Origin of the sequence: Burkholderia sp. AcTa6-5, assembly GCF_017815075.1 — a bacterium.
GTDB classification, from domain to species: domain Bacteria; phylum Pseudomonadota; class Gammaproteobacteria; order Burkholderiales; family Burkholderiaceae; genus Burkholderia; species Burkholderia sola.
In genome coordinates, this window is record NZ_JAGIQE010000040.1 from 22,252 (window position 1) to 48,433 (window position 26,182).

At 65.1% G+C, this 26,182-nt stretch carries 24 protein-coding genes and 1 pseudogene; 8 read left to right on the top strand and 17 right to left on the bottom strand.

What is annotated here, in order from left to right; all coding sequences use genetic code 11:
- Positions 1 to 46: 46 nt before the first annotated feature.
- The 5 genes from J8I33_RS32575 to J8I33_RS32595 all read right to left on the bottom strand — a co-directional run bounded on the left by J8I33_RS32575 (position 47) and on the right by J8I33_RS32595 (position 5,807).
- Positions 47 to 1,507, bottom strand: coding sequence for a heavy metal sensor histidine kinase (locus J8I33_RS32575; RefSeq protein ID WP_209928170.1), 1,461 nt, complete (start codon positions 1,505 to 1,507; stop codon positions 47 to 49).
- The gene (locus J8I33_RS32580; RefSeq protein WP_050014215.1) at positions 1,504 to 2,181 is read right to left on the bottom strand and encodes a heavy metal response regulator transcription factor; all 678 of its coding nucleotides are present in this window, start codon (positions 2,179 to 2,181) and stop codon (positions 1,504 to 1,506) included. The genes J8I33_RS32575 and J8I33_RS32580 overlap by 4 nt, the downstream gene beginning before the upstream one ends.
- A 300-nt stretch (positions 2,182 to 2,481) precedes the next feature.
- On the bottom strand, positions 2,482 to 2,955 hold the full coding sequence (locus J8I33_RS32585; RefSeq protein ID WP_209939811.1) for a hypothetical protein: 474 nt from the start codon (positions 2,953 to 2,955) through the stop codon (positions 2,482 to 2,484).
- A gap of 92 nt (positions 2,956 to 3,047) precedes the next feature.
- Positions 3,048 to 4,334 carry an MFS transporter gene (locus J8I33_RS32590; protein ID WP_209939812.1) on the bottom strand — a complete coding sequence of 429 codons (1,287 nt, stop codon included), beginning with the start codon at positions 4,332 to 4,334 and terminating at the stop codon, positions 3,048 to 3,050.
- 48 nt (positions 4,335 to 4,382) lie between these two features.
- Positions 4,383 to 5,807 carry a M20 family metallopeptidase gene (locus tag J8I33_RS32595; protein ID WP_209939813.1) on the bottom strand — a complete coding sequence of 475 codons (1,425 nt, stop codon included), beginning with the start codon at positions 5,805 to 5,807 and terminating at the stop codon, positions 4,383 to 4,385.
- Between the two features lie 134 nt (positions 5,808 to 5,941).
- On the opposite strand from J8I33_RS32595, the gene J8I33_RS32600 reads away from it, so the two are divergent.
- Entirely contained in the window at positions 5,942 to 6,838 is an 897-nt protein-coding gene (locus tag J8I33_RS32600) for a LysR family transcriptional regulator (protein ID WP_209939814.1), read from the top strand.
- A 186-nt stretch (positions 6,839 to 7,024) separates the two neighbouring features.
- Here J8I33_RS32600 and J8I33_RS32605 read toward each other — a convergent pair.
- Positions 7,025 to 7,414, bottom strand: a pseudogene (locus J8I33_RS32605) (pyruvate dehydrogenase (acetyl-transferring), homodimeric type); the annotation flags it as partial.
- Positions 7,415 to 7,486: 72 nt separating this feature from the next.
- The gene (locus J8I33_RS32610) at positions 7,487 to 8,503 is read right to left on the bottom strand and encodes a 1-aminocyclopropane-1-carboxylate deaminase (protein ID WP_050014211.1); all 1,017 of its coding nucleotides are present in this window, start codon (positions 8,501 to 8,503) and stop codon (positions 7,487 to 7,489) included.
- 170 nt (positions 8,504 to 8,673) lie between these two features.
- Here J8I33_RS32610 and J8I33_RS32615 point away from each other — a divergent pair, with 170 nt between their 5' ends.
- On the top strand, positions 8,674 to 9,186 hold the full coding sequence (locus J8I33_RS32615; RefSeq protein ID WP_124640009.1) for an Lrp/AsnC ligand binding domain-containing protein: 513 nt from the start codon (positions 8,674 to 8,676) through the stop codon (positions 9,184 to 9,186).
- Positions 9,187 to 9,372: 186 nt separating this feature from the next.
- On the opposite strand, the gene J8I33_RS32620 is transcribed toward J8I33_RS32615, so the two are convergent.
- Genes J8I33_RS32620 through J8I33_RS32635 form a run of 4 tightly spaced genes read right to left on the bottom strand, consistent with a single transcriptional unit; the run spans position 9,373 to position 14,948 of the window.
- Entirely contained in the window at positions 9,373 to 10,467 is a 1,095-nt protein-coding gene (locus J8I33_RS32620) for a Rieske 2Fe-2S domain-containing protein (protein WP_209939820.1), read from the bottom strand.
- A 24-nt stretch (positions 10,468 to 10,491) separates the two neighbouring features.
- Complete coding sequence (locus tag J8I33_RS32625; protein WP_209939815.1) at positions 10,492 to 12,192, bottom strand: tryptophan 7-halogenase; 1,701 nt, start codon at positions 12,190 to 12,192, stop codon at positions 10,492 to 10,494.
- Between the two features lie 54 nt (positions 12,193 to 12,246).
- A complete protein-coding gene (locus J8I33_RS32630) occupies positions 12,247 to 13,332 on the bottom strand; it encodes a monodechloroaminopyrrolnitrin synthase PrnB family protein (protein ID WP_348636050.1) in 1,086 nt (361 codons plus the stop codon).
- Positions 13,332 to 14,948, bottom strand: a complete 1,617-nt coding sequence (locus J8I33_RS32635; protein ID WP_209939816.1) for a tryptophan halogenase family protein — start codon at positions 14,946 to 14,948, stop codon at positions 13,332 to 13,334. The genes J8I33_RS32630 and J8I33_RS32635 overlap by 1 nt, the downstream gene beginning before the upstream one ends.
- 794 nt (positions 14,949 to 15,742) lie before the next feature.
- On the opposite strand from J8I33_RS32635, the gene J8I33_RS32640 reads away from it, so the two are divergent.
- The gene (locus J8I33_RS32640; protein WP_124640004.1) at positions 15,743 to 16,345 is read left to right on the top strand and encodes a LysE family transporter; all 603 of its coding nucleotides are present in this window, start codon (positions 15,743 to 15,745) and stop codon (positions 16,343 to 16,345) included.
- Between the two features lie 175 nt (positions 16,346 to 16,520).
- Here the strand turns inward: J8I33_RS32640 and J8I33_RS32645 are convergent, their stop codons facing one another.
- Both J8I33_RS32645 and J8I33_RS32650 read right to left on the bottom strand, forming a co-directional pair.
- A complete protein-coding gene (locus J8I33_RS32645) occupies positions 16,521 to 16,943 on the bottom strand; it encodes a type II toxin-antitoxin system VapC family toxin (protein WP_124557409.1) in 423 nt (140 codons plus the stop codon).
- A complete protein-coding gene (locus tag J8I33_RS32650) occupies positions 16,934 to 17,188 on the bottom strand; it encodes a type II toxin-antitoxin system Phd/YefM family antitoxin (RefSeq protein WP_124557408.1) in 255 nt (84 codons plus the stop codon). Before J8I33_RS32650 ends, J8I33_RS32645 begins: the two co-directional genes overlap by 10 nt.
- A 459-nt stretch (positions 17,189 to 17,647) precedes the next feature.
- Between J8I33_RS32650 and rbsK the strand changes: the two genes are divergently transcribed.
- The 3 genes from rbsK to J8I33_RS32665 are packed head-to-tail and all read left to right on the top strand — an operon-like array spanning position 17,648 to position 21,043.
- Positions 17,648 to 18,574 (top strand): ribokinase, encoded by a 927-nt coding sequence (rbsK, locus tag J8I33_RS32655; protein ID WP_209939817.1) that lies wholly within the window; start codon positions 17,648 to 17,650, stop codon positions 18,572 to 18,574.
- Between the two features lie 40 nt (positions 18,575 to 18,614).
- Positions 18,615 to 19,988 (top strand): L-fucose:H+ symporter permease, encoded by a 1,374-nt coding sequence (gene fucP / locus J8I33_RS32660; protein ID WP_209939818.1) that lies wholly within the window; start codon positions 18,615 to 18,617, stop codon positions 19,986 to 19,988.
- A gap of 2 nt (positions 19,989 to 19,990) precedes the next feature.
- Positions 19,991 to 21,043 carry an aldose 1-epimerase family protein gene (locus J8I33_RS32665; RefSeq protein ID WP_209928234.1) on the top strand — a complete coding sequence of 351 codons (1,053 nt, stop codon included), beginning with the start codon at positions 19,991 to 19,993 and terminating at the stop codon, positions 21,041 to 21,043.
- 31 nt (positions 21,044 to 21,074) lie between these two features.
- Here J8I33_RS32665 and deoR read toward each other — a convergent pair whose 3' ends face one another.
- On the bottom strand, positions 21,075 to 21,845 hold the full coding sequence (deoR, locus tag J8I33_RS32670; RefSeq protein ID WP_124557405.1) for a DNA-binding transcriptional repressor DeoR: 771 nt from the start codon (positions 21,843 to 21,845) through the stop codon (positions 21,075 to 21,077).
- 146 nt (positions 21,846 to 21,991) lie between these two features.
- On the opposite strand from deoR, the gene deoC reads away from it, so the two are divergent.
- A complete protein-coding gene (gene deoC, locus J8I33_RS32675; RefSeq protein WP_209939819.1) occupies positions 21,992 to 22,672 on the top strand; it encodes a deoxyribose-phosphate aldolase in 681 nt (226 codons plus the stop codon).
- A gap of 126 nt (positions 22,673 to 22,798) precedes the next feature.
- Positions 22,799 to 23,662, top strand: a complete 864-nt coding sequence (locus J8I33_RS32680; protein ID WP_124631908.1) for a DUF2071 domain-containing protein — start codon at positions 22,799 to 22,801, stop codon at positions 23,660 to 23,662.
- Between the two features lie 115 nt (positions 23,663 to 23,777).
- Here J8I33_RS32680 and J8I33_RS32685 read toward each other — a convergent pair whose 3' ends face one another.
- The 3 genes from J8I33_RS32685 to J8I33_RS32695 all read right to left on the bottom strand — a co-directional run.
- Positions 23,778 to 24,632 carry a 3-hydroxybutyryl-CoA dehydrogenase gene (locus J8I33_RS32685; protein ID WP_050017772.1) on the bottom strand — a complete coding sequence of 285 codons (855 nt, stop codon included), beginning with the start codon at positions 24,630 to 24,632 and terminating at the stop codon, positions 23,778 to 23,780.
- A 38-nt stretch (positions 24,633 to 24,670) separates the two neighbouring features.
- Complete coding sequence (bktB, locus tag J8I33_RS32690) at positions 24,671 to 25,864, bottom strand: beta-ketothiolase BktB (RefSeq protein WP_050017773.1); 1,194 nt, start codon at positions 25,862 to 25,864, stop codon at positions 24,671 to 24,673.
- A 48-nt stretch (positions 25,865 to 25,912) separates the two neighbouring features.
- Positions 25,913 to 26,182 (bottom strand): 4Fe-4S dicluster domain-containing protein (locus tag J8I33_RS32695; protein WP_185727961.1); only part of this gene is annotated, 270 nt, incomplete at its 5' end.

A 26,182-nucleotide genomic window follows, 5' to 3' on the forward strand; every position in this document is an offset into this window, starting at 1 on the left:
TTCGAAGTGGCGTTCTACGCGCCCGCCGCCGGGCCCGAACCCGCCGTCACGCTGCCGGCGGCCGGTTGAACGTGAGCACGAACCGCGTGTCGCGCGCGTCGCTTTCGACCTGCGCGGTGCCGCCGTGGAGTTCCATCACCGAGCGCACGATCGCAAGGCCGAGCCCGGCCGTGCCGCCCGGCACACCGCCGCTGCGCGCGGGGTCGCCGCGCACGAACCGGTCGAAGATCCGCGGCAGCAGCGCGGGATCGATCGGCTCGCCCGGATTCGCGACGACGACGCGCACCGCGTCCGGCGTTTCGTCGACAGCGAGCGTGATGACGCCACCGGCCGGCGTGTAACGCAGCGCGTTCGCGAGCAGGTTGCCCACCGCGCGACGAAACAGCTCGACGTCGGCGGTCAGTTGCCCGTGCCCGTCGACGCGCAGCGTCGAGCCCGCTTCGTCGGCGAGCCCCTCGAAATACTCGGCGATGCGCTCGAGTTCCTCGCGCACGTCGAATGCGCGCTGCCGCGTGACGAAGCTCGGGTGCTCGGCGCGCGCGAGAAACAGCACGTTCTCGATCATCCGCGCGAGACGGTCGTATTCCTCGAGATTCGATTCGAGCAGCGTCTGGTACTCGTCGACCGAGCGCGGCCGCGCGAGCGCGACTTCGGTGGCGCCGCGCATGTTGTTCAGCGGCGTGCGCAAGTCGTGCGCGAGATCGGCGCTGAATTGCGACAGATGCGCGAACGCCTGCTGCAGGCGGCCGAGCATCGCGTTCTGCGCATCGACGAGCGCGCGCAGTTCGGGCGGCGCGCGCGACGCATCGAGCCGCGTGTCGAGCTTGTCGACCGTGATCCGGCCGGTGTCGTCGACGATCTCGCGCAGCGGCGCGAGCGCCTTGCGAATCAGCCAGTACCCGAGCAGCAGCGCGAACAGCGCGCCGAGCGCGCCGGCAAGCTTGAGCCGGTCGCGGTAGCCTTCGAGCAGATCGGCCCGGTCGTGCATGTTGCGCGCGATCGCGATGCGGATCGGCGTGCGGTCGCCGAGTGCGGCCTCGATCAGGACGCCGCGCATCGGTGTGCCGCCGCCGGCGGTCCATGTGACGAGCCGGTCGGCCGTGATCCGGTCGTTCGACGGAACCGGCACCGCGTGCGGCGCGAACAGCTGCGCGTCCGCCAGCGGAACGGATGCGACCGCAGGCGCGTCGTCGAGCGCCGCGAGCCGGACGTTGTGGCGCGCGAGCACGTCGCCCTGCGCATCGACGACGACCATCGACAGCGCCTCGTTGCCCAGCACCTGGCTCGTGAGCCGCTCCGCGTGCGCGCGAACCGCGTCGAGCGACTCGAGTTCGCCCGCGAGCCGGCGCGTGTGACGCGCGGCCAGCACGATGTCGAGATCGTCCTGCGTGTTGACCTGTCGCTCGAGGCCCGCATACACGTATGCGCCGACGAGCGCGAACGCGGCGAGCGTGGTTGCGGCGAACGCGAGCGCGAGCGTCGCCGCAAGCGAGCGCGGGCGCGTCATGCGTCGTCCTTCGGTTCGAGCACGTAGCCCACGCCGCGCACGGTATGGATCAGCTTGACCGGGAACGCATCGTCGATCTTCGCGCGCAGGCGCCGGATCGCGACCTCGACGACGTTGGTGTCGCTGTCGAAATTCATGTCCCACACGTACGACGCGATCTGCGTGCGGCTCAGCACCTCGCCCTGCCGGCGCGCGAGCAACTGCAGCAGCGAGAATTCGCGCGGCGTCAGGTCGATCCGCGTCGCGCCGCGCTTCACGCGGCGGCGCACCACGTCGATTTCCAGATCGCCGACCACCAGGTGTTCGGTCTCGCGCGGCGGCCCGCGACGCGCGAGCGTGCGGATGCGGGCGAGCAGTTCGACGAACGCGAACGGCTTCACGAGGTAGTCGTCGGCGCCGAGTTCGAGGCCGTGCACGCGGTCCTGCACGTCGTCGCGCGCGGTCAGGAACAGCACCGGCGTCGTGTGCGTTTCGCGCAGCCGCTTGAGCACGCCCCAGCCGTCGAGCACGGGCAGCATCACGTCGAGCACGATCACGTCGTAACGCTCTTCCTGCGCGAGCATCAGCCCTTCAGCGCCGTCCTTCGCGAGATCGACGCTGAAGCCCGATTCCTCGAGCCCCTTCTTCAGGTACGCGCCCGTCTTCGGTTCGTCTTCGACTATCAGGATGCGCATGGCGGCTCCGTCGCATTCGTAGGGACATCCGGCGATGTTACCCGGAAACGGCGACACGGCTTCGCTCCGTGCAGGCGCGAACGGCGTAGATGACAAAACGGTAATCGGACGGTCAGCCTGGCGTGCGGTCGCGGCGCCAGACGGCGGATTCCCGCGCCGTCGGTCCTGACGCGCAACTTTTTCGACCAATTGCCGTGCGGTCGGCTATCGCAGGCGGTGCATCGCGCCCGTTCTCCGGCATTGAAATGACTCGATGAAATCCGGAAGGCCGCATGCCGAAGCAAGACCATTTTGATCGTATTAATAGATCAACATGTTCTCGGCGATCGCATGCTTCAACTCCTTCAGAACAAGCGTGAGAAGACGAGATACCTGCATTTCGACCTCGTCATCCTCGAAGGTCACGAGGGCCCGCACCCTGTTCCCTTCGATGCCGCCGACCCAGTCGAGGTCCTGCGGGCGTGTCGACCACACCAGCAACGGCACGCCTCGCGGCAATCGACCCGATCGGCACTCCGCGCTCGTCTTCGCCGCATCGGGACCGTTACCCGGCATGAGCGACGCGCTCCATGCACGGTGTGCATCGACGGGATCGTCAATCTGGAGAAGCGCGACTTCCGGCATCGCCGTGAAGCTGGCTACGATCGCCGAAACCGCGGCAACGCCGAGGCTCGGATCAATGACGACACACACGCGGGCCCGCTCCGAAGGCGGCAACAGCCAATTCCACGTCGACGCGACCGACGATACCGTGTCCAGTTTCCTTGCACTCATCCCGATCTCTCCTCGCATGTCGTCGAAACAGTCTCGGACCGCACCAGGCGAAGCAATCGCTCGACTGTGCGGGATTCTCTCGATGCGCTGCCTTATCGGAGATTCAACATTGATCGGCATCCGCGCAACGCCATCAAGCTCAGCACGCCGAGCAACATCAGGTAAAGCGCCGGCGATGCCAAATTGCCTGTCTGATGGATCAACGATGCGACGATCAGCGGCGCGAAACCGCCAAAAAGCGTGACGCCGATGTTGTAGCTGATGGCCATGCCCGTCGCTCGGGTTTCTGTCGGAAATACTTCCGCCATCAGCGCCGGCAGCGCGCCGAAATAGACCGCCTTCAGCGTCCCGATCCAGGCCATCATCGCAATGAGCCTTCCCAGATCGGGATGCGCGCCAAGCAATTTGAAAACCGGATAAATGGTCAGAATGAATGCCATCCCGGCCCAGATCATCAGCCTGACGCGGCCGATCCTGTCCGACAGATTGCCGACGAACGGCGTCACGAACGTCAGGATGGCGCCGGTCAACGTCGTTGCGATGAAGCCGAAACTGGCGGGCAGATGAAGCTCACGTACCGCGTAGGTCGGAATGTAAAGAATGACGTAGCTGGCGCCGGTGGAAAGGACGAGCGTACCGATCGCCAACAACATCCTGGCTTTCTGGTTGACGAACACTTCCCTTACCGGGAACGATTCGCGCTTTTCACGCGTCGCGCCGTCGGCCTCATGCACGTGCTTTCGCAGGTACAGGCCGACGGGGCCGATCAACACGCCAAAGAGAAACGGTATGCGCCAGCCCCATGCGTCGATGGCGTCTGCATCGAGCGTCAAGGTCAGGAGAACGCCGAAACCGGCCGCGAGCATATAGCTCAATCCCTGACTCGCGAACTGGAAGCTGGCGAACAATCCCTTGCGTTCGGGACACTGTTCCACCAGAAATGCAGTGGTACTGCCGAACTCGCCGCCCGCGGAAAAGCCCTGAAGCAGTCGAGCGCAGATGACCAGAATCGGTGCGATCACGCCGATCGACGCGTAACTCGGCGTCAGTGCGATCGTCGTCGTGCCGATCATCATCGTCACGATCGACACCATCATCGATGCCTTGCGACCGCGGCGATCCGCATACGAACCCAGCACGAGCGCGCCGATCGGCCTGGCCAAATACGAGATCGCGAACGTCCCGAACGTCAGAAGAAGGGAGACCCCGCTGCTCGACGCCGGAAAGAAAGCCTTTGAAATCGAGATCGCGAAGAATCCATAAATCAGTATGTCGAACCACTCCAAGGCATTGCCGACCGTCGCGGCGGACACCAGTCGCAACACGTTTGGAGCCTGTTCTCTTGTGGGCGCGGCATCCACCATTTCCATAGTACGCATCTCATTCTCCGGTAACCTACGATAACAAGTGCATTAAAAATTGGCGTCTTATGCCTGGGCGACAAGCACTCCTTCCTTGCGCCGATCCCGGACGGCGGATGCCGACTCCCCGAGATCCCAAAATATGCCGGCCATGATCTGAAGCGCCTCACGCGCGACACTTCCAAGCAGGTGTTCGTTCGGTGCATGCTGCGAGCAGGCGCCGTATGAGTGCGGAATCCAGACCGTCGGAAGGCCCAGCACCTCGGAAAAGACGTCGTTGGGCAGCGACCCGCCAAGATTGGGCAGCAAATCCGGCTGCTTGCCGGTCGTCCGCTCGATCGAATCGAGCGCCCATGCGACCCACGGATCTTCCGGCGGCAGGCGCGTGGCGCCCATCCGCTCGCCGATGGCCACCTCGACCCGATCGAACCCGCATGCATCGAGGCGATGCCGCAAGACTTCTTCGATACGCTCGCAATCCGTACCGACGACGTACCTGAGTTGGCAATGCGCGTGCGCAACGGGCGGAATCGCGCCGATCGGGCTGGTCGGGTTACCGGTGGTAAAGGCCAGTACTTCCAGCGCGTTCCATGCATAGACGCGCTCCTGGGCGGTCAAGCCAGGTTCGCCCCAATCGGCATCGACGTGAGGATCGTTGGGTCCGCCGCCGACGGCAATATGCTTCAGCGCAGTCCGCACCGCATCCGGAATATGCGTCGGCAACAGCGCGTCAACGAGGATCCGCCCCCGCCCGTCGACGAGCGACGAGATCGCGTTGGCGAGGACGGTGCCGGCATTGCCGAGCGCCCCGCCCCAATTTCCGGAATGATGTGCGCCCGACCGGAGCCGGACGGAAAGCGTGAAGTTGACGAACCCGCGCGACCCGAGAAAAACACAGGGGACGTGCGATCTGGCCCGCGGGCCATCCGACGCGATCAGAACGTCGGATGCGAGAAGATCCTTGTTCTGCTCGCAGACCGCACGCAGCCCGGGCGATCCGGTCTCTTCCCCCATCTCGAGCAGCAGCGTCGCATTGAAACCCAGGCGTCGATGCCTGGCCGCGACGACTTGCTCCAGCGCGGCCAGGTTGATCGTGTGTTGCCCTTTGTTGTCCGCGGTGCCCCGCCCAAACCATCGGTCTCCTTCAACCGTGACGTTCCATGGCGACATCTGGTCCTTCCACTGTCCGTCATGGCCACGGACGACATCACCGTGCCCGTACATCAGGATCGTCGGAAGCGAGGGATCCTCGATACGCGTCGCAATCAAGAACGGCGCGCTCCCCGCAACCGGGTTCTCGACGATACGAGACTCGAAACCCATACGGTCGATCGACGGGACGATCTCGTCGGCGAGGTAGGCTCTGAGATCGTCGGCCCTTCCGGAATCCTGACTTTCCGTCATCATGTGGACGCGTCGCGCGAGATCTTTCAGGAAGCCCCCCGAATCGAAATATGTTGTGGCAGAGTCGATTGCTTGGCGGCGCGTCATGACGATCCTCGCGTGTATTGTGGAAGAGCGGTTTGTTCAACCTTGATGGATCAAGCGTACGGAGCCAAAACGCGCACTACAATTGACTTTTTTGCGTGCCCTGCTTTCCAATAACGCAAACTTGGCGGCCCGTCATGCACAACGCTGCACTCCGATACTTCCTTGCCGTTGCCAACACCGGTTCGTTGAGCGAGGCGTCCGAGAAGCTGCACGTTTCGATCTCGGCGATCAGCCGTCAGATGACGAAGCTCGAGGAGGAGGTCGGCTGCCCGCTGTTCGAGCGTCAGGCGCGGGGCATGGTCCCCAACAAGGCCGGGGAGCTGTTGGCCGCGCATGTCCGACGAACGCTGCTCGAAGGTCAGCAGGTGATCGAGGAGATCAAGGCGCTGAACTCATTCGATCGGAGCACGATCCGCGTCTCGACGTCAGAGGCGTTTGCCCGGGATGTGCTCCCTCGCGCCATCACGCAATTTCTGGAAAAGTCGCCCGGTACCCGTTTCGAGGTGGCGGTGACGGCGCCGAAAGAGGTGACGGCACACGTCCGCAACGGCGAAGCCGATATCGGCCTGACGTTCGGTGTCGTACGAGAGCCGGAGATCAACGTCGAGTACACGCAGAGCGCGCCCATTTGCGCGGTCATGCCCCGTTCTCACGCGCTGGCCGGGCGTGCGACGGTATCGATGGCGGAGTTGCGGAATTTCCCGATTGCGCTGCTTGACCGCGGCACGACGATCCGTCAGCTTTTCGATACGACGGCGAGCCTGGAGAATCTTCTCTTCGAGCCTGTCCTGACCTGCAACAACTCCAACACGCTGTATGCATTCACTCAAATGTCGGGGGTCGTGTCCCTGACGAGCCGCCTGACGGTGCAGGCGCGTCTGGCGACGGACGGTCTGGTAACGATACCGATCGATCATCCGGGCATGTCGTTGCGTGCGATCCAGATCCAGACCTTGACCGGAAGAGTGTTGTCGACCGTATTGATCGACTTCGTTGGCGAATTGGTGAAGCAACTGCAAACGGCCGATTAGGTACACGGCGACGTCGCACTGTTGTCACGCCCAGTCTGAATCCCACGAACTGGGACAACAAAGAAACCACGACCCTGAGCAGGACCTCCTTTGCCGTCCGCCCAAGGACGCGCCTTTCTTTTGGTTACTTTTCTTTGGAAGACAAAGAAAAGTGACCGCCGCCCCGCGCAGGGGCGACGCTAGCAGACCGATAGCAAACAAATCCGCGGCGGAAGCATAGCTTGCAATGTGCCCACCCAGTTCACCCTGCGCACGGTTGGCGCGAACCACCATCGCGAGCGCGTTCCACCGTATCAACGCCGCGATCCGCCGCTCGAGGTGCAGATCGCCCGGATAGGCCGGCTGCTCGTCGGGCGCCACGGTATTGACGTACGGCGTGACCAGCGGCGGCCGCCACGCGACGCGACGGGTGTGTGCATGCGCCAACAACGAGTCGAGAAGATGGCGTGCACGTGCGTTGCCTTGATCGCCGCCCCACGCATGCAACACGCCATCGAGCGCGTCGCACCATTCCCGGAGTTCCTCCGGGTCGGCATCCGTCATCGTGCTGGTCGGAAGTCGATTCTGCATGTCCATACTTGGCGCCCCGAATTGGCGATATGCACGCCGCACTCCGACTTCACTTGCAGTCGGAACGCGGCCCAAGCCTCAACCGTTCTTGAACAGGAAGCTATATGCGTTCAATGCGGGGACACCGCCGAGGTGCGCATACAAGACCCGGGACCCTTCCGGAAACTCGCCGCGGCGCACCCTATCGATCATTCCGTGCATCGACTTGCCTTCATAAACCGGGTCGGTCAGCATTCCCTCGGTCTTCGCGCACAGTCGAATCGCTTCGAGCGTCCCTTCCGACGGCAAGCCGTATTCAGGGCCGCCGTAGCGCGTATCGAGCACCACGTCCGCGTCCTCGATCGGCCGCTCGAGTTCCACGAGATCGGCAGTCTGGCGTGCGATGCGAAGAATCTGCTCGCGCGTCTGCTCGGGTTTGGCCGACGCATCGATACCGATCACGCGATCCGCGCGTCCATCCGCCGCGAACCCGACGACCATGCCGGCCTGCGTGCTTCCGGTCACCGAACACACGACGATGTAGTCGAACTTGAATCCGAGTTCAGCTTCCTGGGCGCGCACTTCCTCCGCGAAACCGACGAACCCGAGGCCGCCAAGCCGATGCTCGGAACAACCGGCGGGGATCGGATACGGCTTCCCGCCCGCGTTGCGGACACTCTCCAGCGCCTCTTCCCAACTCGGGCGAATGCCGATGTCGAAGCCGTCGCTCACCAGCCGAACGTCGGCGCCCATCATGCGGGACATCTGAATGTTGCCGACGCGGTCATACACAGCATCCGAGTAGTTGACCCAGTTTTCTTGAACCAGCACGCATTTCAGGCCAAGATGAGCCGCGACTGCCGCGACCTGACGCGTCTGGTTCGACTGGATGCCGCCAATCGATACCAGCGTGTCGGCGCCGCTCGCCAGCACGTCCGGCACGATGTACTCGAGCTTGCGGGTCTTGTTGCCGCCGAACGCCAGGCCGCTGTTGCAGTCTTCGCGTTTTGCATAGAGCTGCACTTTGCCGCCCAGCGCCTTGCCGAGGCGCGGCAACTCATGAATGGGGGTGGGTCCGAAGGTCAGCTTGTGGCGGGGAAAGCGATCGAGGTTCACGGAGGTTCTCCGAAAGGTGGGCGGTGGGTTCGGACGCCTGTCGTCAGGGCGACCGGGCATGAAGAAATTCTAGTGAAATACCCTCGAAACGTGGTTGCAAACATATTTCCTCCTCCGTGCTTTGAAATACAATTTTCCCCATCCCGACGAACGCAAATTTTTTCGAATCGATGAAATCGACAACAAAATTTCTCGACAAATCGCGCCCGGCGGACGCGAGCCACGTCGAACTTGACCGTACGGACAAAGCGATCCTGCGCGCCCTTCAGAAGGACGCATCGATCTCGAACGTCGCGCTGGCGGCGAAGGTGAATTTGAGTGCGCCGGCCTGTTTGCGCCGCGTCGAACGGCTCAAGAGCCTCGGTTTGATCCGAGGAATCGTCGCGTTGCTCAACGCGCCTGCCCTCGACGCGGGCATGGTCGTCATCATCGGGGTCGTGCTGGATCGATCGACCCCCGAATCCTTTGCCGCGTTTGAAAAAGCGGCACAGAACGTATCCGGTTGCATGGAATGCCATGTGGTGACCGGCGAGTTCGACTACTTCATGATGCTGCGCACCCGCGACAGCGAAAGCTTCAACCGGCTCCATGCCGAACAACTGCTTTATCTGCCCGGCGTGCGTCAGATTCGGACTTTCATGGTGCTCAAGCAGGTTTTTTCTTCGACGCAGATCGCCATATAGCGGCTGAGACAGGCGGGCCCTTTCCTGTGCACGCTGCAACGCACCGGCGACAATCGCGCGGAAGCGGGTCCGGCCGACTCGCGGCACGCGAAGGCGACACGCGGCCGCTCAGTGCGCCGCGGTTCGCGAGCGCCGGACGAAGCGGCGCGACCGACACCGGGCCGGCCAGCGCCGCCGACTCATGCGTTACCGCTCGCTCGAGCCGACGCGGTCGACCCACCCGCGGTAGAACGCGCGGTACTTGAGCACGAGCTTGTCGTACTTGCTGTACGCGCCGCCGCCGTCCGGCTTCATCCCGTTCCAGATCTTGACGTCGTACCCCGCGGCCTGCCTGGTCTGGAGCCCGAACAGCACGTAGTCGGTCGCGCGGCGCAGGACGCCGCCCACCTTCTTGATCGAGATCAACATGTGCATGACGTTCTTGCCGTCGCTCACCGGCGTCACGCACTGGAGCAGCTTGTATTTGACGACTCCGTCCAGCGCGACGGTCATCACGCACCCGCCGGGGTAGCCGTCGAAGTGCAGGTTCATCTGCGACATGTTCAGGCCCAGCGCGCGCGACAGCATGCCGAGGGGCCCGAAGTACCGGTTGACGCTGAAATCGATCCCGGCGCCGAACCACGCACCGGCCCTTGCCAGCGGCTCGACCTCCGGCCACGCGCGCCAATCGTCGAAGAGCTTGAGCTCGAAGGCCGAGACCGGGAGCGCGTGGACGGGGGTCGCGTGCTGCGCGTCGTAGAAGTTCTCGACGATCCGCAACACCGCCGTGGTCGTCTCGAACGCGAAGTGCACGTGCATGAAGTCGCCGTTGTCGACGTCGGCCGCGGCGATTTCAGGCAGCGGGTGCTGCGGCTGCGGAGAGCCGTACCAGACCCACACGTAGCCGTACCGCTCGACGGTGACCCACGTCGGCTGGCGCGCCCCGCGCGGCACCGGCTCCAGGCGCTGCACCGCCGCACTGTGGCCGGGAATGTGCACGCACTGGCCGTGCTCGTCGTACCGCCAGTGGTGAAACGGGCACTGGATGCACCCATCCTTGATCTGCCCGTCGGCCAGGTTCGCGCCAAGATGCGCGCAGTGGCGGTCCATCACCACGGCGCGGCCCGTCGTGCCGCGCCACGCGACACATGGCCGACCGAAGAGCGTCAACGCGGTCGGCTTGTCCTTGAGGTCGTCCGAGCGCATCGCGACGTACCAGCTCGCGGCTACACGCGTGGTCGCGTCGTACGCCGCCGACGGATGCTCGCTGGCCCGCACTTGATTCAATTGAACGTCGTCTATCATTTTCATTCCGGGGTCGGTCGACTACTTCAGCGCCAGGCCGATGCGGGTCGTGACGTACGCCCTGAGCAGCGCGAACATCGGGTTGTAGTCGAAGTACCGTTTCACCTCCGCCGGCGCGCTGGTCTGCGTCCAGTGCAGCAGCTTCATCGCCGGCAGCAGGCTGTACTTCGAGTTGTTGAGCTGCGGTTTGGCGCCGGTGATGCAGTACCCGAAGCCGAACATCGGCTTCGCGAACTCGCGTTCGTCGATGAGGGCGTGAATCCGCGCCGCGGCCTCCCCGGCCGGCTTGAGCCCGGCGCTCACGGCCTCGACCTCGGCCTTGGCGTCGTTGAACAGCTGGTAGTACCCCTCCATGTCCGCGCACAGGTACCCGAGGTACGGGGGATCGTCGTCGAGATGATCGAGGGCGCGCTCGTCGCGCGACGCGCGGAACCTCGCGTGCGCCTGCACGAGCCGGAACTGCCCGAGGATCGTGCCGACCGCCCACAGCCGGTGGAACGCGTCCCACAGGCGGAAGTCCGAGAACGCCGTGTAGCAGCAGCTGACGAAGTCGTCGTTGTGGTCCAGCAGCTTCTGCTGCAGGCGCTCGATGTACTCGAAGCGTTCGGGGGAGAAGTCGTCGTCGCGCAGCGCCTTGATCAGGCGCGCCGCGAGCGCGTGGATGGTCACTGCGGTGTTCTCGAGCCCGCGGGAGAACAGCGGATCGATGAACCCGTTCGCGTGCAGCATCAGGCAGTAGCGGTCGCCGACGCAGGCGCTCGACGAGAACTGCAGACGGTCGGTCTTGACCCAGTCGCGCACCGGCACGGCGTCCCGGAACTGCGCCGCGATGCTCGGGAACCGCGCGAGGAATTCGTCGAATTCCTGCTGCGCGGAGATGTCCGTTTTCGGGTAAACACGCGGGTCGAGCTGCAGGCCGACGCTCACCAGGTTGTTGGTCGATCGCGGGTGGTTGTTGAACGGGATCACCCAGAGCCAGCCGCCCTCGAACATGTGGTGCAAGGTTCCCTCGTGCCAGCGCCAGCGCTGCCCCTTGACCTTGAAGATGTCATCGAACGGCTTGACCCCGAGCATGTGCGTGTAGAGGCTGCGCGAGTGTGTCTTGAAACGGCACGGCTCTTCGCGCAGCCCGAACTTCGTCGCGAGCGGCGCGCGCGGCCCGCCGCAGTCGATCATGTAGCGGCCGGTGAAGCGTTCGCCCTGGGCGGTGGCCACCGCGACGCCGTCCTGGTCGGCGTGGTATTCGGTCACGCTCGTCTTCTGGCGAACCGTGCAGCCGTACTTGATGGCGGCTTGCAACAGGTACGCGTCGACGTCCTGCCGGTAATAGTGGCTCTCCGGCCCCCACGGCAGCTCGGGAATCACGCACTGCGTGAACTCCTTCGGGTCGTGCTCCTCGCCGGGCTTGTGGAACACGAAGCCGAAGTTGCGCTTGATGCCCGTGCTCGACGCGACGTAACGCTGCGTCGCATAGAACGACGTGATGTGGTCGAGCTCCGGAATGCCGTAGCGATCGGCGATGATGCGGTTCATCAGCGACGTCTCGGGGATCGACGATTCGCCGATCGTGAAGCGCGGATGCGACGATTCCTCGATGATCAACACGCGAAACCGTTGCTTGGCCAAGATGGCCCCCATCTGGGTGCCCGACATGCCCGAGCCGAGAATGATCACGTCGTAGTGGTTGCTGTCGCGCCCGTTCGCGGGGCTCTGCTGAGTCATGGGGCAAACTCTCCTGGTGAGATGGAACACATGGCCGCCGCCCGCGTCGCGCCGTCAGCGCGCGTCGAGCGCGGCGCGAACGCGTGACCGTGCCGCGCGCGTGAGCGTGAGCAGATCGCCGAGCATGCTCGGTGCGTACCCGCCGCTGCCGATCGTGGGGCCGCTTCGCCCGACTTCGTACGCACGCTCGGCCAATTTGCCGTGCGGCGCGCGAAAACGCAGCAGGACCTCGAATACGCGGTCGAGGGCCGCCAACCCGGCCTCGACCGGCTCGCCGCGCGCACGGGCCGCTTGCGCTTCGCCGAGCACGCGGTCGACGAGCGCCGGCCGCCCGGCGAACCGCGCGTAGATCGCCCTGAACGCGGGAAGCACGTAGGGCAGGTACGTCTCCTTGAATTCCCGATAACCCTGGTGGTCCGATCGCGCCCCCCACAACACGTGCTCCAGCACGAAAAGGGGCATTTCGACCGCACCGGGGCCGAGGTAGTTCTGGCCGCCAACTCGAATCGGTTCGTAGTACGGACGAAGCTCGTCGTAGAACACCTGCACCGAGATGAAGCGATACGCGTAGACGATCGAGTCGACCATTTTCTGCAGATAGTCCGCCAGCGCGTCGCACCCTTGCGCGAACGCGGGCGAACGCAGCGGCACGTCGGTCAGCTCGACGGTCAACGCGATGGCCGCCTCGAGCGCGGCCATCGAGATGCGCACGCTCTCGAGCAGGTGCGCTTCGTCGCGCAGCCCCGTGTAGCTGCGCTGCGCGTCGGCCGCCGCGGGGTTCCAGACCGTCACGTGCAACAGCGTCTCGCGCGGCGGCAGGCCGGTCGCGCGCGCCAGGTCGAGCAACACCGGCTCGAGCCCGGGCACCGCATCCACGGGCTCGTGTCCGTGCCGCTTGAGCGATCCCAGAAAGAACCCGATGTCGCGCATCGCGGCGGCGGCTTCGACGAAGCCCCAGCCCGAGGGCACGCCGCGCGCCGGGAGGAACTCGCGCAACAGCCCGACGATGCCCGGCACATCCTGTCGACGGTTCAGGCCCGGCAGCCGCAGGACGAGCGCGCGCGCCTGCAGCGGGTCGCAGGCCGCCACGGCAGCGTGCGTGGCCGCGATCGCGCGTACCCGGTCCGGGGCGCGGTCCACTACAGGATCTCCGGCGTCGCGAGCGTCGGCCCGGGCTGGCTGCGGGACAGTCCCGCATCGCCCGCGCGCAGCGAGCGCAGGTAATCGTAGTTCGTCGGCAGGGTCGCTCGCAGACGCTCCGCCTCGCGCCGGATCCGCGCGAACATCGCGTCGGCCTTGTCGATCGACTCCGGCCGGTGCCGCAAGAGCGGCAGCGACTGGTCGGGCAGCAGTCCCAGGCCGGCAAAAATGCAGTAGTAGTTTCCGTTCAACCAGAAGTTCTTGAATTCGTAATCGAAGGTGTCGTAGTACGTGGAATCGTCGAACGACGTGGTGGTCAGCGGCAGCCCCGCCTTGTAGCGTTCGACCTTCTCCTTGATCGCGTCCGACAGCCGCAGGTCGTGCCGGTTCGCGCGCCAGAACGCGGTGTCGTCGCGCGACGTGGTGAAATAGTGCGCCTGCACGAAATCCCGGCAGTCATCGAACATGTAGACGATTTCGGCGTTGAATGCGTCGGCCAACCGCGGGTCGAACGACGTATCGGGGAAGTGCTTCACGAGCTGGTAAAGCGCCGCGTAGATGAAGTAGATGCCTGTCGATTCCAGCGGCTCCAGAAAGCACGACGACAGCCCGATCGCGACGCAGTTGTTGACCCACGCGCGCCGGTTGCGCCCGACCCGGAACTTGATCTGGTTGAGCGGCTGCTTGTCCGAGAGCCCCCAAAGGTCGAGGAAGTCGGCGGTGGCCTGATCGCGCGACGTGAACTTGCTCGAGAACACATAGCCGCTGCCGAACCGGCCGAGCATCGGGATCTTCCAGGTCCACCCCGAGTTCATCGCGATCGCCGACGTGTACGGCTCGATCCCGTCGCGCGCGTCGTCGGCGGGCACGGCGCTGGCGACCGCGCTGTCGCACAGCAGGTGGTCTGACATGTCGATGAAGGGCTCCTTCAGCGCCTGGTTGATCAGGAGCCCGCGCATGCCGGAGCAGTCGATGAACAGGTCCGCTTCCAGCGTGCGCCCTTCCTTGGTGGACAGGCTGGCGATGTAGCCGCGATCGTTCAGGTGAACCTGCTCGACCTCGTCGACCACGCGCTTCACCCCGCGTTCGGTGGCCCAGCGCTTCAGGAAGTCGGCCACCAGGTGCGCATCGAAGTGCCACGCGTGGGACATCTGGCGGGTGCCGTCGGCCAGGCACGGCGCCAGCTTCGCGTCGAGCGCGTCGGTCTGCGGATAGCACGCGTACGCCATCGGCTGCTGGAAGCCCTGTTCGCGCTTGCGCAGCCAGTAGTGGGTCAGCGGCACGCCGTCGCAGTTCGGCACGTTGCCGAACAAATGGTAGAAGTGATCGCCGCGCGAACCATCAGGCGACTTCCGCCAGTTCACGAACCTGATCGCGGATTTGAACGCGCCGTTCACCTGGGGCATCCACTCCCGCTCCGGTATCCCGAGGAAGTCGAAGAACACCTTCTGCAAACTCGGGATGGTCGCCTCGCCCACGCCGATCCGGGGGATCGCCGCGGATTCGACGAGCGTGATGTTCGCGTGGTGCTGGAGCGCCCGGACGAGGTACGACGCGGACATCCAGCCCGCCGTGCCGCCGCCCACGATGACGATATTCTTGATCGGATTACTCATGAACGCTTCCCATGGGATTTGAAACCTGAATGGATAGTGCCGCCTTGTCGAATTGAACCAGCCACTCGTCCGGTAACGCATAATGACGCGCCCGGTCCATCACGACAAATGACACCGAAAAGGCGTAGTGAATCGCAGCGAAGTCAGGCGACAACGCGAAGCCTCCATCGCACGCGGAGGCACACCACGGAATGGATTCTGCTTCGACAAATTGAATTTACGACACGGTGATTGCCATTAGTGCATTTACAAATTCAGTCTACCTAATTGTTTCCAGGATCGTCGTACCTTGTGCTTGACTGTCCGACACACAATAGCAGCGTTCATGATGGCACATCTCGAAAAATTTCATATCAATCCCCGGCTGTCCAGAGAAATTCTAAATACCTGAAAATATCGACCAAATACCTCACAACGACCGATTCAATTTTTTCGAAACAAAAAAATTAATTTTTTCATTTTGCGCGCATGACTCAATAATCATTTCTTCAAAAAATATGCGAAATGACAGACGCAATTCACATGAAAGAAACAAATAATTCACCACTTCAAATATAAAGCTTCCGACCTTTTCGCATTTCGACGATCGTGATCTCGACCCAAAAATAATCAGACTCGTCGGCAGAGAAATTCGTCATCATGTGCCCGGGCGGACACGAAGGCCATGCGATGAAAACGGGCAAGTTCACGGAAGCGCAGATCGAACGGTCTGTGCATGAAGGTCAACCGCCATTTCAGCGGCGCGCCGCTTCGGCCGGACGCGAACCGCGACACTGACGAATCGAGGAGGCCGCGTGCCCATCCAGGAAGCGTTGCTGAAAATGTCGATGTACGTCTCGCTGGTGCTGATCGTGCCGGGGCCGACCAATACGCTGCTGCTGTCGTCCGGGTTGAAGGTCGGCCTGCGCGGCACGTGGCCGCTGGTCGTCGCGGAGGCGCTCGGCTATGCGATCGCGATTGCCGTATGGGGATTCTTTCTGTCCACGTTCGCTGCCGGCCGGCCCTGGCTGTATGACGGGGTCAAGCTCGCGAGTTCCGTCTACATCTTTTTCCTCGCGCTCAGGATGTGGACGCATAGCCGCGTGCTGCAGGACGTATCGGTCGCGCCGGTGCGCTTTCGCGACGTGTTCGTCGCGACGATGATGAACCCGAAGGCGCTGCTGTTCTCGAGCACGCTGTTTCCGCTGGAGGCGTTCAGGTCCGCACACTATTTCGCGTGGGCGCTCGTCGTATTTCTGGTCGTGCTCGCGCCGATCGGGGTGGGCTGGTCGTCCCTCGGCGGGCTCCTCACGTCGCAACGCGCGTGGGCCGCCCGTACGTCGACGCTGCTGCGCGGCGCGTCGCTCGTGCTGTTGATGTTCTCCGGCACGCTCGTGTACTCGGTCGTGAACCGCTGATTGACGCGGCGCTTCGCGGCGAAAACGCATTTCGCTCCGCAAGCGAGTTATTCAAGCGCTTGCTTGCCGCGTATTTAGGTTGTCACTATCCACCGCGTTGCGAAGACCGGCGTCGACTCTTTCGCGATACCGTTGTAGCGCTGGCCGTCGCGGCCGTGCGTTGTTCGAGAGCCGTTCAATTCCCCCCGGCGGTGGTCGGCACTCGCACGTTCAGTCCCGGCAGGTCCGCGAAATCCGCCACGTTCAGCGTCATCAGTGCGTAGCCGTGCTCGATCGCCTGCGCCGCGATCCATAGATCGTTGTAGCGCGGGCGCGGCGAGCGGCCGGCCTGCTTGACCGCGGCGGCCAGCACGCCGAACGCGGCCGCGGTGTGGCGCGTGACCTCGAGCACGGGGCGCAGCTCGAGCTGACGCAGATGGGCTCCCCGCCGCGCCCGCTCGGCGGCATCAGCACAGGACTGCACGCCGAACGCCAGTTCGCCCAGCGAGATCGTCGAGATGAACACGGGCGCGTCGCCGGCGGTATCGATCACGGCGCGCGCGTCGACGGTGCCGCCGGCGAGACCGACCCAGACGCAGCTGTCGATGATCACGCCCACGGGTCACGCACTCCGTCGTCGAAGCCGGCGCGGCTGTCGCGCAACCAGCGGGCCGCATCGTCGGCGCCGAGGCTCTGCTGCAGGCCCTCGAGCGCCTGCACGGCGTTCATGACGGGGTCGGCGGGCACCAGGCGCGCGATCACGGTCTGATTGCGCTCGACCACGACGGTCTCGCGGCGCTGGGCGACTTGATCGAGGATCTGGCGGGTGTGACGCGCCAGCTCGGTGGCGGTAATGGTGGGCATGGTGGCCTCCTCGGAGCAACAAATGCGTATTATACGTATTTTACGCATTCGAACACAGATCGGGGCTTCGCCCCTGACGATGAAGTCGGTGACGCGCCGCGCGTTACGCTCGCCCGGGCGCGGCACCACGCGGTAGCAGTGGGAATCTCGGTAACCGCGGAATCCTGCCGCCCCCTAATCCTCTCCGCACCGCGGAGAGAATTCAGCCACCTTCCCGGCGAGGCTCTCGCCTCTCCCCGCGCTCGATCTGAGCGCTCGCAATTGTGCATCAGCACCGCCTGACGTGAAGCCGTCTCTCCGGCACGCATGGGGGAATTCCCCACCCTCCCGCCAGCCCTAAAGTGACCATCCTAACATCATAGGATTGCATTTTCACACTCTATGTGATTTTATTATCACCTATCGCGACCCGCTGCCACCCACGCATACGGCCGCCCCCATACCAAGGAAGAGACCCAGATGGAGACAATCGCCGTCATCGGCAGCAACATGGTCGACCTCGTGACCTACGTCGCGCGCATGCCCGCCCGGGGCGAAACGCTCGAGGCGTCGAACTTCGAGCTCGGCTGCGGCGGCAAGGGTGCGAACCAGGCCGTCGCGGCCGCACGCCTCGGCGCGCGCGTCGTGATGGTCACCAAGGTCGGCGACGACGTGTTCGCCGACAACACGATTCGCAACTTCGAGCGCGAAGGCATCGACACCGCGCACGTGCGCAAGGTCGCCGGCGTGCCGAGCGGCGTCGCGCCGATCTTCGTCGAGCCCGATTCGAGCAACAGCATCCTGATCGTCAAGGGCGCGAACCGCCACCTGCGGCCGGCCGACATCGACGCGGCCGCGCCGATGCTCGCCGAATGCGCGCTGATCGTGCTGCAACTCGAAATCGAGCTCGACACCGTCTATCACGCGATCGAATTCGGCGCGCGGCACGGCATTCCCGTGTTGCTGAACCCAGCGCCCGCCGTGGCCGATCTCGATTTCGAACGCATCCGTTCCGTCGAATTCTTCGTGCCGAACGAAACCGAGCTCGCGATCGTGTCGGGCATGCCGGTCGATTCGCGCGAGAGCGCTACGCGCGCCGCCCAAGCGCTGGTCGCACGCGGGCTCCAGCACGTGCTCGTCACGCTCGGCAGCAACGGTTCGCTGCTGGTGTCGCGCGACGGCGTGCACCACGTGCCGGGCGTCCCCGTCGACCCACGCGACACAACGGGCGCCGGCGACGCCTATATCGGCTGCTTCGCACGCTGCTACGCGGCGTCGCGCGACGCGGTCGACGCGATGCGTTACGCGTCCGCGTACGCCGCGCATTCGGTCACGGGCCTCGGCACGCAGAAGTCGTACGCCGACGCCGCGACGTTCGAACGCTTCCTCCGCGACGCCGGCTTCTGACCGGCGCCTTCATCGACGAGACATTGGGAAGGAGACACCCATGAGCCGGACCCCGATCGAACACACGCCTGACGGCTATTACCTGAATCGCACGCCGCTCTTCGCGTTCACGCTGCTGTGCTGCCTGTTCGCGCTGTGGGGCACCGCCGCGAACCTGAACGACGTGCTGATCGCGCAGTTCAAGAAATCGTTCTTCCTGTCCGATTTCGAATCGGCGTTCGTGCAGTCCGCGTTCTATCTCGGCTACTTCTTCCTCGCGATTCCGGCCGCGACCGTCGTGAAGAAGTTCAGCTACAAGACGACGATCCTGGTCGGCCTGCTGCTCTACACGACCGGCTGCCTGCTGTTCTTCCCAGCCGCGTCGATGGCGAAGTACGGGATGTTCCTCGTCGCGCTGTTCGTGATCGCCGCCGGCCTGTCGTTTCTCGAAACGGCGTCCAACTCGTATTCGACGCTGATGGGCCCGCGCGACACCAGCACGCGGCGGCTGAACATCTCGCAGACGTTCTACCCGTTCGGCGCGATGGCCGGCGTCTACATGGGCAGCTTCCTGATCTTCAAGGAAGGCGATGCGTCGCATGCGCAGCTCGCGGCGATGTCGGCCGCCGACGCGCATACGCACCAGCTCGCGATGATCCAGGCCACGCTCGAGCCGTACAAATGGCTGATCGTCGTGCTCGTCGCCGTGTTCATCGTGTTCGCGCTCACGCCGTATCCGGCCTGCAAGGGCAACGGCGCGAGTACGGTCGCGCACCGGATCGACGCGCGCGGCACGCTCGCGCGGCTGTTCGGCAACCGGCGCTTCGTCGCGGGCGTCGTCGCGCAATTTCTGTATGTGGGCGCGCAGGTCGGCGTGTGGAGCTTCACGATCCGGCTCGCGATGCAGATCGGCGGCCTCACCGAGCGCGGCGCATCGCGCTATCTGCTCGCGACGTTCTTCGCGTTCTTCGTCGGCAAGCTGGTCGCGACGCTCGTGATGAAACGCGTCGGCCCGGCCAAGGTGCTGATCGTGTACGGCATCCTGTGCATCGCGCTGCTCGCGTACACGATCAGCGTACACAACATCACCGCCGTGTATGCGGCCGTGTGCGTGAGCATCTTCCTCGGCCCGTGCTGGCCGACGATCTACGGGCTGACGATCGACGGCCTCGGCAAGGACACCGAATACGGCGGCTCGATCCTCGTGATGAGCATCGTCGGCGGCGCGGTCGTGCCGCTGATCCAGGGGCTGATCTCCGATCACACCGGCGGCAACATGCAGCTCGCGTTCGTCGTGCCGCTGCTGTGCTTCGTCGTGATCGTGTACTACGGCTTCTACTGCCTGCGTCACCTGCCGGCGTCGACCCCCGACGCGGCGGCCGACGGCCATTCGTCCGCGCGCTACGGTGCGACGCGCAACACGTCGGGAGCCTGACCATGCGCGGCGAGATCGAACTGCGGCGCGACGACTTCCGCGAAGCGCCGCGCACGCTGTACCGCACCGACAGCCTCACCGTCACCGCGTTCGCGTATCCGTCCGGCGTCGAGGCGCTGAAGCTCGAGAACCGCCGCGGTCATCTGGTCGTGCTGCCGTATCTCGGTCAGATGATCTGGGCCGCCGAATTCGACGGCCGCGACCTGACGATGAAGCACATGTTCCGGCAGCCGAAGCGCGCGGCGTCGATCATCGATACCTACGGCTGCTTCATGTTCCATAGCGGGTTGCTGCGCAACGGCTGCCCGGGGCCGGACGACACGCACGCGCTGCACGGCGAGATGCCCTGCGCGCCGATGGACCGCGCGAGCCTCGTCGTCGGCATGGACGCGCGCGGCGCGACGGTCGAAGTGACAGGCGAATACGAATACGTGCAAGGCTTCGGCAGCCACTACGTCGCGCGGCCGTCGGTGCGGCTGGCCGAGCACGAGGCGCGGATGACGATCGCGATGGACGTGACGAACCTCGGCGGCGCGCCGATGGACCTGATGTACATGGCCCACCTGAACTACGCATACGTGCCGGGCGGCCGCTTCGTGCAGTCGCTGCCGCGCGGCGGCATGCGGCTGCGCGACAGCGTGCCCGCGCACGTGAAGCCCACCGCCGCATGGCGCGACTACACGGCCATGCTCGCGCACGAACCGGCCCGGCTCGCGACGCTCGATGCGCCCGCGCTGTACGACCCCGAGATCGTGTTCTTCATGAACGACGTGGCAACGGATGCCGACGGCGTCGCGCATTTCCGGCTCGCGCATCCGGACGGCGGCGCGTTCCACACCGCGTATCGCCCCGCGCAATTCCCGCATGCGACGCGCTGGATCCTGCACAACGCGGATCAGCAGGTGGCCGCGTTCGCGTTGCCGTCGACCTGCGAGCCGGAGGGTTACGAAGCGGAACGCCGCAAGGGCCACGTCGCGGCGCTGGCGCCCGGCGCATCGCGCCGCTTCGAGGTGCTTACCGGCTACCTCAGCGCGGCGGAAGCGCGCGATGCGTGACGTGCTGAAAAGCGCGATGCACGGCGCCGCATCAGGTCACGAGCGCGATCCCGTGCTCGCGGATCGCCGTTTCGTAGCGGCGGCTCAGTTGCCCGTCGGAGATCACGTAGTTGAAATCGGTCAATTCTGCGAAATAGGCGGCGCGCACTTCGTCGAACTTCGTGTGGTCGACCAGCAGGAAGCGGTTCTGCGCGCGCGCCATCACCTTCTTCTTCGCATCGACTTCGTGGAAGTTGAAGCACGTGACGCCGCAGCGCTCGCTCACGCCGGCCGCCGAGATGAACGCCTTCGACACGCGTACCGAATCGAGAATGCCCGTTTCGGCGACCGATTCGAACACCATGTTCTGCCGGTGATATGCGCCGCCGCACAGGATCACGTTGCAATGCGGCTTCTGCTGCAACTTCGCGAACACGTTCAGCGAATTGCAGACCGCCGTGAATTCGAGGTCGTCGGCAATGAAGTCGACGATGAACGGCGTGGTCGACCCGCAGTCGACGAAGATCGTGTCGCCGGTCGTCACGAACTGCGCGGCCAGCTTGCCGATGCGGCGCTTTTCCTCGGTCTGCCGGTTGTTCTCGGCGCTGATCAGGTATTCGCCGATGTCGCTGCGCTGCGCGGCGAAATGGCGCGTCACGTAGCCGCCGATCAGGCTGAGGCCGTGCGGGTTGTCCGCGAGATCGCGGCGGATCGTCATTTCGGACACGCCGAACAACTCGGCGACTTCCCTCAGATGAATCGCGTTCTGCCCTTGCAGCACGTTCATCAATGTCTTGATCCGTTCGCCCTTCTTTGTTTCCATGCCTGTATCCTGCGTGCCCGCCGCGTGAGTCGCTCGTCGTGCCGGGCCCGCGGGCCCGGCCGGAATGTCGTATTTGTAACAAACCGATGTGAAAACATCAACTTTCCGTGTGCCCTTTCCGCACACGATCCGTGGAGCCCTGACACATGCCGCTTTCCAACGCCCAACTCGCCCAAACCATCGATCACACGCTGCTCGCGCCCGACGCGAGCGACGCGCAGATCCGCGAACTCTGCCGCCAGGCGGCCGAGCATCGCTTTTACTCGGTCTGCGTGAATTCGGCGAACGTGCCGCTCGCCGCGCACGAACTGGCTGAAACCGGCGTGCTCGTCTGCGCCGTGGTCGGCTTCCCGCTCGGCGCGGGGCTGTCCGCCACGAAGGCGTTCGAAGCCACCGCCGCGATCGCCGCGGGCGCCGGCGAGATCGACATGGTGATCAACATCGGCGCGCTGAAAAGCGGCCGCACCGACGACGTGAAGGCCGACATCGACGCCGTGCATCGCGCTTGCGGCCCGGTGCCGCTCAAGGTGATCCTTGAAACGGGGCTACTGACCGACGACGAGAAGGTGCGCGTGTGCGGGATGTGCCGCGATCTCGGCGTCGCGTTCGTGAAGACGTCGACCGGATTCGGCCACGGCGGCGCGACGCTGGCCGATGTCGCGCTGATGCGGCGTACGGTCGGGCCGACGCTCGGCGTGAAGGCGTCGGGCGGCGTGCGCGATCGCGCAGCCGCGCTGGCGATGCTCGAAGCCGGCGCGACGCGGCTCGGCACGAGTTCGGGGGTGGCGATCGTGACCGATCAGGGCGGCGGCGGGTCGGGGTATTGACGCGCGAAGCCCGGCCGTCGCCATGCGTCGCGCGAGCAGCACCGCGCGGGGTCGCCGGCGGATGTGCGCCCGCTCGGCTCAAGACACTTGCCGCGCATCTTCCCCGTATGCGACAACCCCGGCACAATGCCGCCCATGCGCCACGACAACGCCTTCGTCCATCCGTCCTCCGGCATCGCCGGCCGACTCGCCAACCGGATCGTCGCGAGTGGCCCGCTGCTGCGCGCACGTCGCGCGCTGCTGTCGCGGCTACCGTTCCTGCAGCTCGCAAGCGACGTCGAGCACGTCGTGTATTGCACGTGGGTCGTCGATGTCGCGGCCGTCGCGCACCTCGTGCCGCGCGGCGTCACGCTCGCGAGCCGCGGCGGCCGCACACCGTTCACAACGCTCACCTACCGGCACCGGCATTTCGGCCCGCGTCTCGCCGGCCCGCTGCGGCGCGCGTTTCCGTCGCCGCTGCAAAGCAACTGGCGGCTCTACGTCGATGCGCTGCCGGGCGGCGCGCCGGCCGAGCGCACCGTGCTGTTCGTGAAGAACGTGTTCGATCACCCGCTCTATGCTCTCGGCAGCCGGCTGTTCAGCGACGCGCTGCCGTCGCATCTCGCGCGGCCCTTTACGCACGAGGCACACGACGGACGCTATGACACGCGGCTGGCTGGCAGCGGCGGCAGCGCGCCCGACTTCCGCTGCACGGCCGAAGCGTCGCACGACCGGACGTTGCCCGACGCATTCGCGCCGTTCTTCGACGACTGGCGCGCGGCCGTCGCCGCGCTGTCGCTGCAGCACGCGGCCGTCGCCCATGTCGAGGACTGCGACCGCCTCGCATATGCGTCGATCGACTTGCCGATCGACGTCGATGCGGTGCGGCCGCTGAAGACGGTCGGGCCCGCGGGCGGCGACTTCCTCGCCCGCATCGGCGCGACCGGCGAACCGCTGTGCTTCGTCGTGCCCGACGTCGCATTCCGCGTACTGTCCGAGCGGCTGCTGTAGCGCGATGTTCAAGCACGCGTTGCCGCGCGACCTGTCGGTACTCGACGCGTCATCCCGCCGCACAAAACACACGGCCGCCCGAAGGCGGCCGCGCGAAACACCGTGGACGACCGGCTTACTTGCTGTAGTCGTACACCCCACGCCCGGTCTTGCGCCCGAGCCTGCCTGCCGACACCATCTCGCGCAGCAGCGGACACGCGCGATACTTCGGGTCGCCGAAGTCCTTCAGGAACACGTCCATCACCGCGAGGCACACGTCGAGGCCCACGAGGTCGGCCAGCGCGAGCGGCCCGATCGGGTGGTTCGCGCCGAGCTTCATCCCCGCGTCGATTTCCTCGGCCGACGCGATGCCTTCAGCCAGCACGAAGAACGCCTCGTTGATCATCGGCACCAGGATCCGGTTCACGACGAAGCCCGGCGAGTTGCGCACGCCGATCGGCGACTTGTCGAAACGCTCGGTCAGCGCGCGCACGGCCGACGCGGTCGCGTCGCTCGTCTGCAGCCCGCGGATGATCTCGACGAGCGGCATCAGCGGCACCGGGTTGAAGAAGTGCATGCCGAGAAAACGCGACGGATCGGCGAGCGGCGCCGCGAGCGCGGTGATCGAGATCGACGACGTGTTGGTCGCGATGATCGCGTCCGGGCGCGCGACGGCCTCGATCTGCTTCAGGATGCGGCCCTTCAGCTCGACGTTCTCGGTCGCGGCCTCGATCACGATGTCGACCGCGGCAAGCTTCGCGTAGTCGGTCGACGTCGTGATGCGCGCGAGCGCCGCATCTCGGGCGTCGGCCGCGAGCTTGTCCTTCGACACGAGCCGCTCGAGGCTGCCCTTCAGCGTGGCGAGGCCCTTGTCGAGCGCGGCGTCGCTGACGTCGATCATCACGACGTTCAGTCCTGCAACGGCGGCGGTTTGCGCAATGCCGTTACCCATGGTTCCGGCGCCCACGACGCCGACGGTTTCGATGGCCATGACGATTCCTGTGTATTCGGATGCTGAGCGGTCGATTATCAGATGTTCTCGAAGATCGCGGCAATCCCCTGGCCGCCGCCGATACACATCGTCACGAGCGCGTAACGCCCGCCGATGCGCTTCAGCTCGTACAGCGCCTTCACCGTGATCAGCGCGCCGGTCGCGCCGATCGGGTGACCAAGCGAGATGCCGGAGCCGTTCGGGTTGACCTTGGCCGGATCGAGGCCGAGCTCCTGCGTGACCGCGCACGCCTGCGCGGCGAACGCTTCGTTCGCTTCGATCACGTCGAGATCGGTGATCTTCAGGCCCGCGCGTTCGAGCGCCTTCTGCGTGGCCGGCACCGGGCCGATGCCCATGTACGCCGGATCGACGCCCGCATGCGCATACGCGACGAGGCGCGCGAGCGGCTTCACGCCCTGCGCGCGCGCGGTGTCCGCGCTCATCATCAGCACGGCGGCGGCCGCATCGTTGATGCCCGATGCGTTGCCGGCCGTCACGGTGCCGTTCTCCTTCGCGAACACCGGCTTCAGCTTCGAGAAGTCGTCCGGGCCCGCGTCGTGCCGCACGTGCTCGTCGGTGTCGAACGCGACTTCGCCCTTCTTCGTGCGGATCGAGATCGGCAGGATCTGGTCCTTGAAGCGGCCTTCGGCGATCGCGCGCGCCGCGCGACGATGCGATTCGAGCGCCAGCGCATCCTGCGCGTCACGCGAGATGTCGTATTTCTTCGCGACGTTCTCGGCCGTCACGCCCATGTGGATCGTCTGGAACGGGTCGTGCAGCGCGCCGAGCATCATGTCGACGAGCTTCGCGTCACCCATGCGCTGGCCGAAGCGCGCGGCCGGCACCGTGTACGGCGCGCGGCTCATGCTCTCCGAGCCGCCGCCGATCGCGATGTCGGCATCGCCGAGCATGATCGTCTGCGCGGCCGACACGATCGCCTGCAGGCCCGAGCCGCACAGGCGGTTCACGGTCAGCGCCGGCGTGTGCTGCGCGACGCCGCCGTTGATCGCCGCGACGCGCGCGAGATACATGTCCTTCGGCTCGGTGTTCACGACGTGGCCGAACACGACATGGCCGACCGCATCGCCCGGCACGTTCGCGCGCGACAGCACTTCGGCGACCACCTTCGCGCCGAGGTCGGTCGGCGAGAAATCCTTCAGGCTGCCGCCGAAATCACCGATCGCGGTACGGACACCGCTCACCACCACGACTTCCTTCGCTGCATTGCTCATCGTCTCACTCCGGTTCGTTCGCGCCCGCGGGCGCGGGGATGCGTTGCGTTACATGTTCGGGTAGTTCGGCCCGCCGCCGCCTTCGGGCGTGACCCACACGATGTTCTGCGTCGGGTCCTTGATGTCGCAGGTCTTGCAGTGCACGCAGTTCTGCGCGTTGATCACGAGCCGATCGCCGCCGTCGTCGTTCTTCACGAACTCGTACACGGCCGCCGGGCAGAAGCGCGCCTCCGGCCCCGCATACGTGCGCAGGTTCACGTTCACCGGCACGCTCGCATCCTTCAGCGTCAGGTGCGCCGGCTGGTTCTCCTCGTGGTT